This window comes from uncultured Tateyamaria sp. (genome assembly GCF_947504105.1).
In the GTDB taxonomy this organism is placed as follows: Bacteria; Pseudomonadota; Alphaproteobacteria; order Rhodobacterales; family Rhodobacteraceae; genus Tateyamaria.
Genome location: NZ_CANNGP010000013.1, coordinates 36,294 through 50,047, shown reverse-complemented (window position 1 = coordinate 50,047; position 13,754 = coordinate 36,294). Strand labels below are relative to the sequence as shown.

Annotated in this window: 11 protein-coding genes; 5 read left to right on the top strand and 6 right to left on the bottom strand. The window is 59.5% G+C overall.

The annotated features are described in order from the left end of the window. Window positions 1-144 precede the first annotated feature (144 nt). From Q1A75_RS10375 to Q1A75_RS10355, 5 genes are all read right to left on the bottom strand, one after another. The gene (locus Q1A75_RS10375) at window positions 145-1,509 is read right to left on the bottom strand and encodes a S41 family peptidase (RefSeq protein WP_299550802.1); all 1,365 of its coding nucleotides are present in this window, start codon (window positions 1,507-1,509) and stop codon (window positions 145-147) included. 6 nt (window positions 1,510-1,515) lie between these two features. After that, window positions 1,516-2,640: a peptidase M23 gene (locus tag Q1A75_RS10370; protein WP_299550800.1), complete on the bottom strand. Its 1,125-nt coding sequence runs from the start codon at window positions 2,638-2,640 to the stop codon at window positions 1,516-1,518. Further along, window positions 2,637-4,160, bottom strand: coding sequence for a 2,3-bisphosphoglycerate-independent phosphoglycerate mutase (gene gpmI, locus Q1A75_RS10365; RefSeq protein ID WP_299550798.1), 1,524 nt, complete (start codon window positions 4,158-4,160; stop codon window positions 2,637-2,639). Before gpmI ends, Q1A75_RS10370 begins: the two co-directional genes overlap by 4 nt. Before the next feature lie 148 nt (window positions 4,161-4,308). Continuing rightward, on the bottom strand, window positions 4,309-4,767 hold the full coding sequence (locus tag Q1A75_RS10360) for a hypothetical protein (protein ID WP_299550796.1): 459 nt from the start codon (window positions 4,765-4,767) through the stop codon (window positions 4,309-4,311). A gap of 12 nt (window positions 4,768-4,779) precedes the next feature. Continuing rightward, window positions 4,780-7,752, bottom strand: coding sequence for an error-prone DNA polymerase (locus Q1A75_RS10355; RefSeq protein WP_299550883.1), 2,973 nt, complete (start codon window positions 7,750-7,752; stop codon window positions 4,780-4,782). A gap of 207 nt (window positions 7,753-7,959) precedes the next feature. On the opposite strand from Q1A75_RS10355, the gene Q1A75_RS10350 reads away from it, so the two are divergent. From Q1A75_RS10350 to Q1A75_RS10335, 4 genes are all read left to right on the top strand, one after another. Continuing rightward, complete coding sequence (locus tag Q1A75_RS10350) at window positions 7,960-8,802, top strand: endonuclease/exonuclease/phosphatase family protein (RefSeq protein WP_366142198.1); 843 nt, start codon at window positions 7,960-7,962, stop codon at window positions 8,800-8,802. 129 nt (window positions 8,803-8,931) lie between these two features. Next, the gene (locus Q1A75_RS10345) at window positions 8,932-9,399 is read left to right on the top strand and encodes a DUF1203 domain-containing protein (RefSeq protein ID WP_299550792.1); all 468 of its coding nucleotides are present in this window, start codon (window positions 8,932-8,934) and stop codon (window positions 9,397-9,399) included. Further along, window positions 9,396-9,863 carry a DUF1203 domain-containing protein gene (locus Q1A75_RS10340; RefSeq protein WP_299550790.1) on the top strand — a complete coding sequence of 156 codons (468 nt, stop codon included), beginning with the start codon at window positions 9,396-9,398 and terminating at the stop codon, window positions 9,861-9,863. The genes Q1A75_RS10345 and Q1A75_RS10340 overlap by 4 nt, the downstream gene beginning before the upstream one ends. Window positions 9,864-9,931: 68 nt before the next feature. After that, window positions 9,932-10,108 carry a zinc-finger domain-containing protein gene (locus tag Q1A75_RS10335; RefSeq protein WP_299550789.1) on the top strand — a complete coding sequence of 59 codons (177 nt, stop codon included), beginning with the start codon at window positions 9,932-9,934 and terminating at the stop codon, window positions 10,106-10,108. Between the two features lie 4 nt (window positions 10,109-10,112). Here Q1A75_RS10335 and Q1A75_RS10330 read toward each other — a convergent pair whose 3' ends face one another. Continuing rightward, on the bottom strand, window positions 10,113-10,862 hold the full coding sequence (locus tag Q1A75_RS10330; RefSeq protein ID WP_299550788.1) for a methyl-accepting chemotaxis protein: 750 nt from the start codon (window positions 10,860-10,862) through the stop codon (window positions 10,113-10,115). A 99-nt stretch (window positions 10,863-10,961) separates the two neighbouring features. On the opposite strand from Q1A75_RS10330, the gene polA reads away from it, so the two are divergent. Continuing rightward, a complete protein-coding gene (gene polA / locus Q1A75_RS10325; RefSeq protein ID WP_299550880.1) occupies window positions 10,962-13,754 on the top strand; it encodes a DNA polymerase I in 2,793 nt (930 codons plus the stop codon).

The following is a 13,754-nucleotide window of genomic DNA, read 5'->3' as shown; positions in this document are numbered from 1 at the left end:
CTCGCAAGCGTGTAGAGAATGTCTACATCCATGATCATTTCAGCCGCTGGCCCAATTCACTGGAGGCATCCGCTGCGTTTGATTGGTCAACGGGTTTCGTTCGTATGATTGGGGCGCGGTGGACCAATCCACCGCGCACTCTGATCACTTGGAACTTGCTCTGCGGTCCTCTTCGACCGGCCCCAGTGCGTTCAGACCTTTCAGGATGTCGATGGCATAGGCCAGCTGGTAATCCTCTTCCCGCAGATCAGCCGCCGCTTGCGCCTTTGCGCGATCTTCCTCGATCTGGCGCACCTGATCGTCGGTCAACGAGTCGTTGTCGAGACTACCGCGCAGATCGCCTTCGGTCCGGGGACCCACTGCGCTTGCCGGTTCATCCTCTTCCTCGGTCGTGGGGCTGCGGCGGGGCTGCTCTACAATGATGTCGGGGCTCACGCCCAGCGCCTGAATCGACCGTCCGGACGGTGTGTAGTAACGCGCCGTGGTCAGACGCATGGCACCTTCGCCACGCAATGGCATAACCGTCTGAACCGAACCCTTGCCAAAGCTCTTGGTGCCGACAACGATCGCCCGACGGTGATCCTGCAGGGCCCCCGCCACAATCTCGGAAGCCGACGCCGACCCCCCGTTGATCAGCACAACGATTGGTTTGCCCTGCGCCAGATCGCCCGGCGTCGCATTGAAACGGTCGCCATCTACTGGATCACGTCCACGGGTCGATACGATCTCGCCCTTTTCAAGGAATGCGTCCGACACGCGGATGGCCTGGGTCAGCAGTCCACCAGGGTTGTTGCGCAAATCCAGAACAAATCCATTGACGCTGTTCATGCCACCAAGCGTTTCAACCTCTTCTTCCAGCTTGGACACAAGGTTTGGCGTAGTCTTGTCGTTGAAGGTTGTCACACGCAACACAACCGTATCGCCCTGGGTCCGGCTGCGCACCGCCTGCAACTCGATCGTGTCCCGAATGATAGATACATCAAAAGGCTCATTCTCGCCTTCGCGAACGACGGTAACAATGATCTCGGATCCGACCGGGCCGCGCATACGATCCACGGCCTCGTCCAGGGTCAGGCCCAGCATCGACTCGCCATCGACATGGGTGATGAAGTCGCCCGCTTCGATCCCGGCCTCGGCAGCGGGGGTGCTGTCGATAGGCGAAACAACTTTGATGAACCCCTCTTCCTGAGTCACTTCGATGCCCAAGCCGCCAAACTCGCCCCGGGTCTGCACCTGCATCTGCGCGGCATCATCCGGCGACAGATAGCTGGAGTGTGGATCAAGCGACGTCAGCATGCCGTCAATGGCAGCTTCGATCAGTTCACCGGGCTCCACATCCTCGACATATTGGTTCCGAATGCGTTCAAAGATGTCGCCGAACAAATCCAGTTGTTCATACACGGTTGCATTCGCGGCGCCTTCTTGCGCCAAAAGCGGGCCTGCAACCTGCGTCGTGGCGATTGCACCTGCCAGAGTCCCGCCCAAAGCGGCCATCACGAATTTCTTCATTCCAGCTTATCCATCCTGTTCGGTGCTGAACCACGTGAGTGGGTCCATTGGCACATTACTCTCTCTTACTTCTATATAGAGCGTTTCCGAGCGATCAGCACCACCCCCCTCACCACCTGTTGATGCGCCATTTTGTGCCGGAAATCCGCCCATCAGGCCCAAAGGGGTGCTGGCTGCGATGATCTGCCCCGTCTTGCCGTAGCTGACTGTCATCCCCGCAAGGATGATCAGGGTCTCTGGACGTGGCTCAAGTATGGTGACCGTGCCGAAGTCCAAAAGCGGGCCGACATAGCGCAATGTGGCCGCGGTTGGTGACGTCACCAACGTGCCGGGGCGGGTCGCCAGCAGAACACCGGGGCGGGTGATGCCAGCCGCATCCGGTTCACCGGCGCGCCGCAGGATCACGCCGCGTGCGGGCATTGGGAATTCGCCGATCAGGTCATCAATCTGCGGAGGTGTCCATCCCGCATCCCCCTCGGCGATGCTTGCCAGTCCGCTCGAAAACGCGTCCAACGTTTCGGCCGACGCGATCAAGATCGCAGTCCGCACCGGATCCTCTGTGAACCGTTGCGGCAGGTCCGTCCGCTCGGCCATGGCCTGATTCAGAGCAGAACGCGCTGTCTGGACCTCTGACAAACCAGTTTGTAGCTGTTTGGCGGCTTGCTCCTGCAATATGCGTAGGCTTTCCACGTCGCTGAGGTTCTGTCGCAACTTGCTTGCACGCTGGTTCAGCGCCGGGGTCAACTCGGCCAGCAGCATCCCCGCGCGCGCTGTTCCATTGGGGCCACCTGGGTGCAGAAAGGCGGTGGGCGACTGGTTTGGAGTCAAGGTCTGCAAAACGGCAACAAGCTGCGCGATTTCCTCATCGCGGGCCTGAAGCTGGCCGCGCAGCTGCGCCTCTCGTATCGATGCCCGCCGCAAGCCCGCCCGCATCGCCACGAGCCCGGATTCATAGGCGTGCACGGTATCAGTCAAAGCGCGAACACGGTTACGCGCGCTGTCAGCCTCCGACAAACGGATAGAAGCGGCCTCAAGCTGCGCGCCAGCGTCGCGGGCAAGTTTACCTGCATCCTCCTGCGCTGAAAGTGGAAGCGCAAAGAAAGACAGGAGGATTGCGGCCAGCGCTCTCATTCGATCAGACTAACGCCCGTCATCTCAGCCGGTTGCCCCAAGCCCATGAGCTGCAAGATCGTCGGTGCCAGATCAGCCAACTTGCCGTCCCTCAACGCACCTGCTGCACCGATCAATGCGACTGGGACCAGGTTCGTGGTATGTGCGGTATGCGGAGCACCCGTGTCAGGATCAATCATCGTTTCGCAATTGCCATGATCCGCAGTCAGGATCATCGCCCCTCCGGCCTTCTCCAGAACGGGCAACACGCGGCCCAGCCCCGTATCCACCGCTTCACACGCCGCAATGGCCGCATCCAGATCGCCGGTGTGCCCGACCATATCCGGGTTGGCATAGTTCACGACAATCAGGTCATAGCCGTCCTTGATCGCCGCAATGAACTTGTCCGTCACTTCGACGGACGACATCTCGGGTTGCAGGTCATAGGTGGCAACGGGCGGAGATTTCGGCATCGCACGATCCTCTCCATCCTCTGGCTTCTCCTCTCCTCCATTCAGGAAGAACGTCACATGCGGGTACTTCTCGGTCTCGGCCAGCCGGAACTGGCGCAGTCCGGCCTTGGCCACCCACGCGCCCAGCGTGTTCACGATCTCGGGTTTGGGATAAACGGTGGTCATATAGGCTTTGTGATCTTCCGAGTAATCCGCCATGCCCATCAGTCCGGTCCACGCGGGGCGACCTTCGGGCGCAAAGGCGTCAAAACCGGGATCGCCCAGCGCGGCCAAGATCTCGCGTGCACGGTCAGCCCGGAAATTCAGGCAGAACAGCCCATCGCCATCCTTTGCGCCCTTGTAGCCATCCATGACAGCAGCCGGGATGAATTCATCGGTCTTGCCTTCGTCATAGGCGGCTTCAATCGCCGCCTGAGCGCTCTCAACAATATGCGCATCGGCCCGCACCATCGCGGCAAAGGCCGTTTCAACCCGGTCCCAACGGTTGTCGCGATCCATCGCAAAATAGCGGCCCGTCAGCGTCACAATCCGCGCACCTGCAGGCAACGCATCGTGTAACTGCTCCAGATAGGTCAGGGCCGATTTTGGGGCCACATCACGCCCATCGGTGATGGCATGGATCACCACCGGCAGGCCCGCATCGGTACAGGCCTTGGCCGCGGCGATCATGTGGTCGATGTGTCCATGCACGCCGCCATCTGACAGGACACCCATCAGGTGTGCCCGACCGCCAGCTTCCTTGATCCCGGCAATCCAGTCGGCAAGGCGCGGATTGCGAAAAAAGCTGCCATCCTCAATCGCCAGATCAATCTGACCAAGATCCATCGCCACCACGCGACCGGCACCAATATTGGTATGACCCACTTCCGAATTGCCCATCTGACCGCGCGGCAGACCCACATCCGGACCATGGGTGATCAGGGTCGCATGCGAACACGTGTCCATGATCCGATCAACGGTGGGGGTGCGGGCAAGTTTGGGGGCGTTACCTGTTTCATCCTCGCGCAGGCCCCAGCCATCCAGGATACACAGAACAACGGGTTTGGGCGGTGTGGTGTCAACGGTCATGGCTTGGTTCTAACGCGGGCTTTGGCGCTTTGAAAGGCAAGAGGCGGGCAAACGGAAACCGATGCGGTTTCCAGCTGTTTTCCGACAGGAAAAACCTGACGACTCCTCTGCACGGCATAGCAAAATGGGTCAGAAAAGAGTGCCGGGATCATGCAACACGGTCAGGCAGACCACGCCCGTTGTTCCACCACCTGTTTGGATTGTCGTTTTTTGGATCGTAGGTCGCACGGCTCGCCCAGTCCTCGCGCAGGAAAATCACGGGCTCTTCGTAGTGATGAACCTCCATGACAGCATCCATCACCTTTTCGAGTACCGCCACATCGCGTTCAATGGAAATTTTCAGTTCGACCATGGGATAGGTCTCGGTCCCACCCGCCTCGAACCCGTCCGCATGGGTTGTGGTCGTCGATCCGGGTTCAGGCTGCGCCGTCTCTGCCCCTGTGGCCGAGATGCTGGCATTGCGTTGATAGCGGCCATAGCCCAACGGATGTACCACCATCACGGCATCCAAGATGCGATCCGTGTCTTCAGGCAAGGTCTGTATTTCAAGCGTCCACACCGGCACAAATGTACCAGATGCCGCCCTGTAATGGATAAGTGCGGTCACAAAAAGGCTCCTTCAATCCGGGTTGCCACGGCTAAAGCTGGTTTTCGAGAGGTCCGGCGCAGTCTGCGTCGTCGGCAACATGCCAATGGGGGCCGCTCCGGGGGTTAGGATATGGCGCAGCAGGCCGACGGGATGCGCCCTGAGGGTCAGGCGCGTCGATACGTAATCCTCGACCACATTTTCGCCCAGCGTCATCTCGGGCAACAAGGCTGCGGGCTCATCTACCACCTCACCATCCAGATCCGTGGCAAACAAGGGTAACACAGGTCCAGGGGCAAGCGCCTTGGCCTCCCAAAGCGCCTCACGGCGATTGATACCAGCGGCAGCAAAGGCATCAGCTTCGGCCAATCGTACGATCACAGTGGGCATTAACCCCGCCCGCCGCCACACATCGCGCACTGACTGGTAGCCGTTTCCGCGCGCGCCGGTCAGCCAGCTGGCATCTTCCTCGCTCATGCCCTTGAGCTGCCGGAACCCCAAACGCAGAGCCAAGCCCCCTTTGCCATCAGGTTCCATGGTGTTGTCCCAATAGCTGGCATTCACACAGATGGGATGCACCTTGACCCCATGCTCGCGTGCATCCCGCACGATTTGGGCGGGGGCATAGAACCCCATGGGCTGTGCATTCAGCAGCGCACAGGCAAAGATGCCCGGATGGTGGCATTTGATCCAGCTTGAGGCATAGACCAAGAGCGCAAAGCTCGCCGCATGGCTTTCGGGAAAGCCATAGCTGCCGAACCCTTCGATCTGGGAAAAACACCGCTCGGCAAAGTCATCCTTATAACCGTTCTTGCGCATGCCATGCAGGAACAGCGCCCGGAATTCACTGACACTCCCGTGCTTCTTGAAGGTAGCAAGTGAGCGCCGCAGCCGGTCCGCCTGGTCGGGGGTAAACCCGGCCCCCACGATGGCGATCTGCATCGCCTGCTCCTGAAACAACGGCACGCCCAGCGTCTTGCCCAGCACCTGACCGAGTTCATCCGAAGGAAAGGACACCTCCTCTTCCCCGTTCCGACGGCGGATGTAAGGATGCACCATATCGCCCTGAATTGGGCCGGGGCGGATGATGGCCACTTCGATCACCAAATCATAGAAATTGCGCGGCCGCATTCGGGGCAGAAAGTTCATCTGTGCCCGGCTTTCCACTTGGAACACTCCGATGCTGTCAGCCTTGCACAGCATATCGTACACGCGCGGGTCTTCTTTTGGCAGGGTGGCAAGGGTGTAGCTTTGCTGATGGTGCATTTTCAGCAGGTCAAAGGCCTTTCGAATGCAGGTCAGCATCCCAAGACTCAGCACATCCACCTTCAGGATGCCAAGACTGTCGATGTCATCCTTGTCCCAGCAAATGACCGTGCGATCCTCCATCGTGGCGTTTTCGATCGGCACCAGTTCATCCAGCCGCCCCTCGGTCACGATGAACCCGCCTACATGCTGGGACAGGTGCCGGGGGAAGCCGTTGATCTCATAGACCAGTTCGATGGTCTGCCGCAGGCGGCGGTCACGGAAGTCGAGGCCGATCTCGGCCATCCGTTCCGCCTCCAACCCCTTGGTGGAAAAGAAACCCCAAAGCTGCGAGCTGAGGGCGCTGATCGTATCCTCGGTCAACCCCATGGCACGGCCCACCTCGCGGATGGCACGCTTGCCGCGGTAATGCACGACCGTAGCGCACAGGCCCGCGCGGTGGCGGCCATAGCGCTCGTAAATGTGCTGGATCACCTCTTCACGCCGTTCGTGTTCAAAGTCGACATCGATGTCAGGCGGCTCATCGCGGGCTTCGGACACGAAACGTTCAAACACCATCGTGCCCATCTCGGGACTGACCGAAGTGATGCCCATGCAATAACACACCACCGAATTGGCGGCCGAACCCCGGCCCTGACACAGGATGCCACGGCTGCGCGCAAAGTGGACGATGTCGCGGACGGTCAGGAAATAGGGTTCGTATTTTAGTTTGGCGATCAGGGCGAGTTCATGGCGCAGAAGGGTCTTGACCTTGTCTGGCGCCCCGCCGGGATAGCGCCATTTCAACCCCTCATAGGCCAGCCGGTTCAGCCGTTGGCTGGGCGTTTCGTTCCTGGTGATTTCCGACGGGTATTCATAGCGCAACTGGTCAAGCGAAAAGATCAGGCTGTTCGCCAGTTGCCCTGCCCGATGCACCGCCTCTTCGTGGCCCACGAACAACCGCAGCATCTCGGCCTCGCTCCGCAGCCGCCCTTCCCCGTTGCTGAGAGCCGCACGGCCCAGCGCATCGACGCGGCACTTGAGACGGATGGCACTGACCACATCCGCCAGCTTGCGCCGTGCGCCGTGATGCATACGGGGGGCAGCCGAGGCGAGGGTGGGCAACCCCAACATCCGCGCCTGATCCGCCAGCCGATCAAAGCGAACCGTGTCACGCCCATCATAACGCGGGCTCATCAGCACGTGTATGTTTCCGGCAAAGCGGCGCGTCAGCCGTTTCGCGGTGTGCACCCAATCAACCGCGCCGCCCTGCACCGCCTGCGCATGTGGCCACACAAGCAGGTGGAGACCTTCTGCAAACTCTTCGAGGTCTTGGAGCTGAAGGTCGCATTCCCCCTTTTCTGCCCTCAACCGCCCTCGTGAGATAATGCGGCACAGGCTGCGCCAACCTTGTCGGTCAAATGGCAGTACGGTGATCGGAGGCGCGTCAGAGAACAGCAGCCTTGCTGAGGGGATCAGGCGCGGGGTCGTTGTGAAAGGGGCCCGGGGCGGATTGGGCAGGTGATCGGGCTGCGGCGGACCAATGAGACCGTGCTGCGTGTCGAACGCCTGTCTTTCCTTCACGGCCCGCGCGATCATCTTGGCCTGCGTATGCGCCCGCACGATACCAGCAACAGAATTGTCATCTGCAATGGCCAACGCCGCCATCCCCAGAAGGGCAGCGCGGTTCACGTACTCTTCGGGGTGGGACGCCCCGGTGAGGAAAGTGAAGTTCGATGTGATCGACAGTTCTATGAACATTGGCATGGCAGATTCGGGGGGCGGACACCTCCACTATATTCATATTTTGTTCTTATTTGAAATAGAAGAGGTCCAACCCTCACACATGCCGCACCCGGGACGGAAGGCCATGTGATTTTGAGTTGCGCATCACGCACATGTACCAGGCCCGTCATGCTTCACTTGCGGTCAAGGTTTCGAATGCGCCCAACTTGTAGATTTCCTTCAATGCAGCGAATGTCGGGTTTCCCAGGTTTGCAGGACCAAGCTATGCGAATAATGTGTCTCAATGGTTGGGGCGGAAAGCTACACGAAGACCTTTTGCCCTACGTGGAAAAAACGGCGCCTGACATCCTCTGTTTGCAGGAGGTTGTCCATAGCCCCGCTACCGCAAAAGACTGGCTGACCTACCGAGATGGGGATCATATCCTCCCACAGCGGGCAAACTTCTTCCGTGATGTGGCCAGAACCTTGCCCGATCACACCGCCGTATTTTGTCCGGCAGCGCAAGGTGTCCTTTGGGACAAAGACCAATCGACCCCATCACAGTGGGGATTGGCGACCTTTGTGCACAAATCGGTTCCGATAATCGGACAGGTTCAGGGTTTCGTTCACAAGGGTTATTCGCCCGTTGGGTATGGCGACCACCCTCGATCCCGCAGCGCCCACGGCATTCGTGTGTACGACTACAAAAATAACCGTTCGGTCAGCGTCACGCACATGCACGGGCTACGCGATCTTCGCGGGAAAATGGACACACCGGAACGGGCAGAGCAAGCCCGGAGGCTGCTTGACCTGTCACGGCAAGTTACAGAACCAGAGGACCTGATTGTTCTTTGTGGTGACTTCAACGTCGAGCCTGATAGTGAAACGCTGCGGATATTGGCAGATGCCGGTCTAGTTGAACTGGTGACAGGACAAGGTTTCGCTGGCACAAGAAATTCCCACTACAAGAAGCCAGGTCAGTTCGCTGATTACATGCTCATCAACGATGTCGAAGCCGTGCGGGAATTCACCGTGGTCTACGATCCGGAGGTCTCGGACCATTGCCCGTTGCTGCTTGATCTTTAGCCCTGCACTTTAAGACAGCCGTGGCCTCAAACGCGTCAGCGATGCACAGCCAAGACCAGTACAGTTGCGCAGCTTTCGGGTCGCGTGGTTTGGGACCGCCTGCATAAGTTCGGGCAAAGGAGTTCCATCATGCCCTCGTTCAAGGCCTTGCCTACAGATATCGTCGCTGGCTGGCGTGTCGGTCAACCCGATGCCAATGGCCAATTGCCCGAACGTGCAATCTCGGACGGGAACGGCAATCGTTGTCGGCACTGTCTTTGTCTGATTCCCAAAGACGCACCATTTCTAATCGTTGCGCATCGTCCATTCGAGAACTTGCACGCTTATGCAGAGGTCGGCCCGCTGTTCGTCTGTGCCGCCCAATGTCCGCGTCACCAAGATGACGGAACTCTGCCGCAGGCCATGACGACATCGCGCGACTATCTGATCAAAGGGTATTCGGTAGACGAACGGATCATCTACGGCACGGGACAGATCGTTGCTCCACGCGATATGATCCCTGCCGCACGGGCGCTTTTTCAACGCTCGGACGTCGCCTTTATCCACGTCCGGTCCAGCCGCAATAACTGCTACCAGGTGAGGATTGATCGCACATGACGGTTTTTACAGCACTTCCGACAGATACTGTCCAAGCCTACCGCGCAGGCGGCCCGGATGCCTTTGGCAACCGGCCCGAGCGCAAGATTTCAGACGGTGCAGGTAACCCCTGCCGCCATTGCCTGTGCGACATTTCGGCAGGAGAAGAGATGCTAGTGCTCGCACACAAGCCGTTTGAGGGCACCCACCCCTATGCCGAGGTGGGCCCGATCTTTCTCTGTGCCGATGATTGCCCCCGCGGCGGCGGCACAGATCTGCCAGAGATTCTGACCACCTCGCCCGACTATTTGATCAAAGGGTATTCGGCAGACGACCGCATCGTCTACGGCACCGGGGCGATCACGCCCACGACTGATATCCAAACCCGTTTAACGGCCATCTTTGCAGATCCGAATGTGGCCTATATCCATGTGCGGTCTGCCCGCAACAATTGTTATCAGGCTCGTATCGATCGGGGTGTGTAACCTCTTGTGTGGCCTACGCCCTTAGCCCATAAAAGCGGGCGCACGCGCCCCAACCAAGGATACCAGACATGACCATCGAAGCGCCCGAAATCAAGACGGTCCACAGCCACCGCGTGGCTTGTGACGGGGGCGAAGGGCCATTGGGGCACCCACGGGTCTGGCTGCAGATTCCCGAAGATACCGGTTGGGTCGAATGCGCCTATTGCGACTGCAAGTATGTATACGCAGACAAGGCTGACAGCTAAGCGGTCAGTCGTCGATCACCTGGTGGATCAATGCGTCTACCTGAGACTGTACGCGGGCATTGGCATGCTCGATCTTTTCAGACAACTCGCGAATCTCTGCGGCGATGACAGCAAAGCCACGCCCCTGTTCCCCAACATGCGCCGCCTCGATGGATGCGTTGATGGCGATCAATCCGACATTCCGTGAAATCTCGCTGATCTCTTGCAACGCGTTGCGGGCATCTGCGCCCGTCTGGTTGGCCGTTGTGCGACGTACAACCCTATCGCTGTGCAAATGCTCACTCAGCCGATTGACCAGTTTGGCAAAATGTTCGTTGAACGCACCCGCGGCGAAACGGGTGACGTCACGCAAATGTTGTGGCGTACAGGTTCCAGCCGTGAACGCCCCTGCCAAATCTGATACCGCGGCCACGAACTGACCCATCTGCGCAACACTGTCCGACATGTCCGCCACGGTTTCGCGTAACCACGCCAGTGCGACGGGATCGATACCCCGCTCAACCTGCCCGCCAGACAACAGGCGCATCCCGGCATGTGCACCCGGCATGGCGCGGTCGATGCCAGCGATGCAGGCCTTGTGATCAGCGGGGTCATTAAACAGCAGCCCCGCGGCGCAATACAAGGTCGCCCGTGCGCAATGGGAACGGATCATATCAACGGCCCGCAACAGTTCGACACGGGCCGCGATACCAGTGGCCCCCGACTGCTGGCCCAATACGTCAGTAACATCGCCTAAACGGTTCATCGCTGTCATGCCCGGTTTGTGGCAAATCCGGGTTAACAAAACGCTTGTGCTTTCCCCTTTTCCGGAATCGTGGCACATCACGCAAACACTGAAAAAACCAAGGGGGCGATGAACATGGCGTTTGGCAAAGGGTGTCACCTACATCTGATCGATGGCTCGGCCTTTATCTTTCGCGCCTACCATGCGCTGCCATCGCTGACCCGGAAGTCCGATGGCCTCCCTATCGGGGCTGTCAGTGGGTTTTGCAACATGCTTTACAAATATGTCGAAGGGAACCACGGCCCCGACGCGCCCACGCATGTGGCCGTGATCTTTGACAAGGGCAGCCACACCTTCCGCAACGACATGTACGACCAGTACAAGGCCAACCGCGAGGCTATGCCCGAAGACCTGCGTCCGCAGATCCCACTGACCCGTACTGCGACCGAAGCATTCAACATCGCTTGCAAGGAAAAAGAAGGGTACGAGGCCGACGACATCATCGCCACCCTCGCCGTTGAGGCGCGCGCGGCAGGGGGCCGCGTCACCATCATCAGCTCGGACAAGGACCTGATGCAGCTTGTGGGCGACGGGGTCGAAATGCTGGACGCCATGAAGAACGCCCGCATCGACCGCGACGGCGTGTTCGAGAAATTCGGCGTTTTCCCCGACCGCGTGGTGGACGTGCAGGCGCTTGCCGGAGACTCCGTCGACAACGTGCCCGGCGCGCCAGGCATTGGCGTCAAAACAGCCGCCCTCCTGATCAACGAATATGGCGATCTCGACGCGCTGCTTGAACGCGCCGAAGAGATCAAGCAACCCAAGCGTCGCCAGACCCTGATCGACCACGCCGACCAGATCCGCCTGTCGCGAGACCTTGTTCGTCTCGACGAAAACACGCCCCTCGACTTCACGCTCGACGATCTTGAGGTGCAGGACCCGAAACCGAATCAACTGATGCCATTCCTCGCGGAAATGGAATTCCGCACCCTGACCAAGCGCATCGCCGATCAGCTTGGCGTCGAAGCGCCCGAGATCAGGGAACCGGCACCTGCGGCGCAGGACGCGCCCGAAGCGCCCAGCTTTGACGATGCCACCTACGAGCACGTGCAGAACGCCGACCAGCTGCAAACCTGGATCGACCTGATCTATGAACGCGGATACGTCGCGGTGGACACCGAAACCACCGGCCTCAATGAAATGATCGCCGATCTGGTGGGTATCTCACTGGCCGTGAACCCCGGCCATGCCTGCTACATTCCGCTGACGCACAAGCAAGGCGGCGATGACCTCTTTGGCTCTGACGATCTTGCTGAAGGGCAGATGCCCTTCGAACAGGCGCTCGAAATGCTGAAACCCGTGCTTGAGGACGACAGCATCCTCAAGATCGGCCAGAACATGAAATACGACGCCAAGATCTTTGCCCGTCTGAACATCGACGTGGCGCCCATCGACGACACAATGCTCCTGTCCTACGCTATGCACGGCGGGCTGCACAATCACGGCATGGACACGCTCAGCGAACGCTATCTTGGCCACACGCCGATCCCGATCAAACCGCTTCTCGGCTCCGGCAAGTCGGCCAAAACCTTCGACCAAGTCCCGCTCGAAGACGCGGTGAAATATGCCGCCGAAGACGCCGACATTACGCTGCGCCTCTGGCAGCAGTTCAAACCGCAACTCCACCGCGTACAAGTCACGAAAGTCTACGAAACGCTTGAGCGGCCCATGGTGCATGTACTGGCAGGCATGGAACGGTCCGGTATCAAGGTCGACCGCGACACGCTTTCGCGCATGTCAAACGCCTTTGCCCAGAAAATGGCGGGGCTGGAGGATGAAATCTACGAACTCGCAGGCCGTAAATTCAACGTCGGTAGCCCCATGCAACTTGGCGAAATCCTGTTCGATGAAATGAGCATCGAAGGTGGCAAGAAGGGCAAGACCGGGGCTTATGCCACGGGCGCCGACGTACTCGAAGACCTCGCGACCGAACACGAGCTGCCCGCCCGCGTGCTGGACTGGCGGCAACTGTCGAAGTTGAAATCCACCTACACCGACGCGCTGCAGGACCACATCAACACCGATACAGGTCGCGTGCACACCTCCTACTCCATCGCCGGCGCGTCCACCGGGCGGCTGGCCTCAACCGACCCGAACCTGCAAAACATCCCGATCCGGACAGAGGAAGGACGGCGCATCCGCGAGGCCTTCGTCTCGGAACCCGGCAAAACACTCGTCGCGCTAGACTACAGCCAAATCGAGCTGCGCATCCTCGCCCACATCGCCGACATCCCGGAACTGAAACAGGCCTTTGCCGAAGGCATCGACATCCACGCGCTCACGGCCTCGGAAATGTTCGACGTGCCGCTCGACGAAATGACCCCGGAAATCCGCCGCCAAGCCAAGGCAATCAACTTCGGCGTTATCTACGGCATCTCGGGCTTCGGCCTCGCGCGCAACCTGCGCATCCCGCGGTCCGAGGCGCAGGGCTTCATCGACCGCTATTTCGAACGCTTCCCCGGCATCCGCACCTACATGGACGACACCAAGGCGTTCGCCAAGGAACACGGCTACGTCCAGACGCTGTTCGGGCGTAAGATCCACACGCCCGAGATCGCCTCCAAAGGCCCCCGCGCAGGCTTCGCCGCACGCGCCGCGATCAACGCACCCATCCAAGGCACCGCCGCAGATGTCATTCGCCGTGCCATGATCCGCATGCCCGAGGCGATCAAGAACATACCCGCCGCTATGCTGCTGCAAGTGCACGACGAACTTCTCTTTGAAGTGGAAGACGCCGCAGTCGACGACCTGATCGGCGTGGCAAAGGGGGTCATGGAAAGCGCCAATGACCCCGTCGTGCATCTCGACGTGAAGTTGACGGTGGATGCAGGTCAGGGGCAAAACTGGGCCGAAGCGCACTGA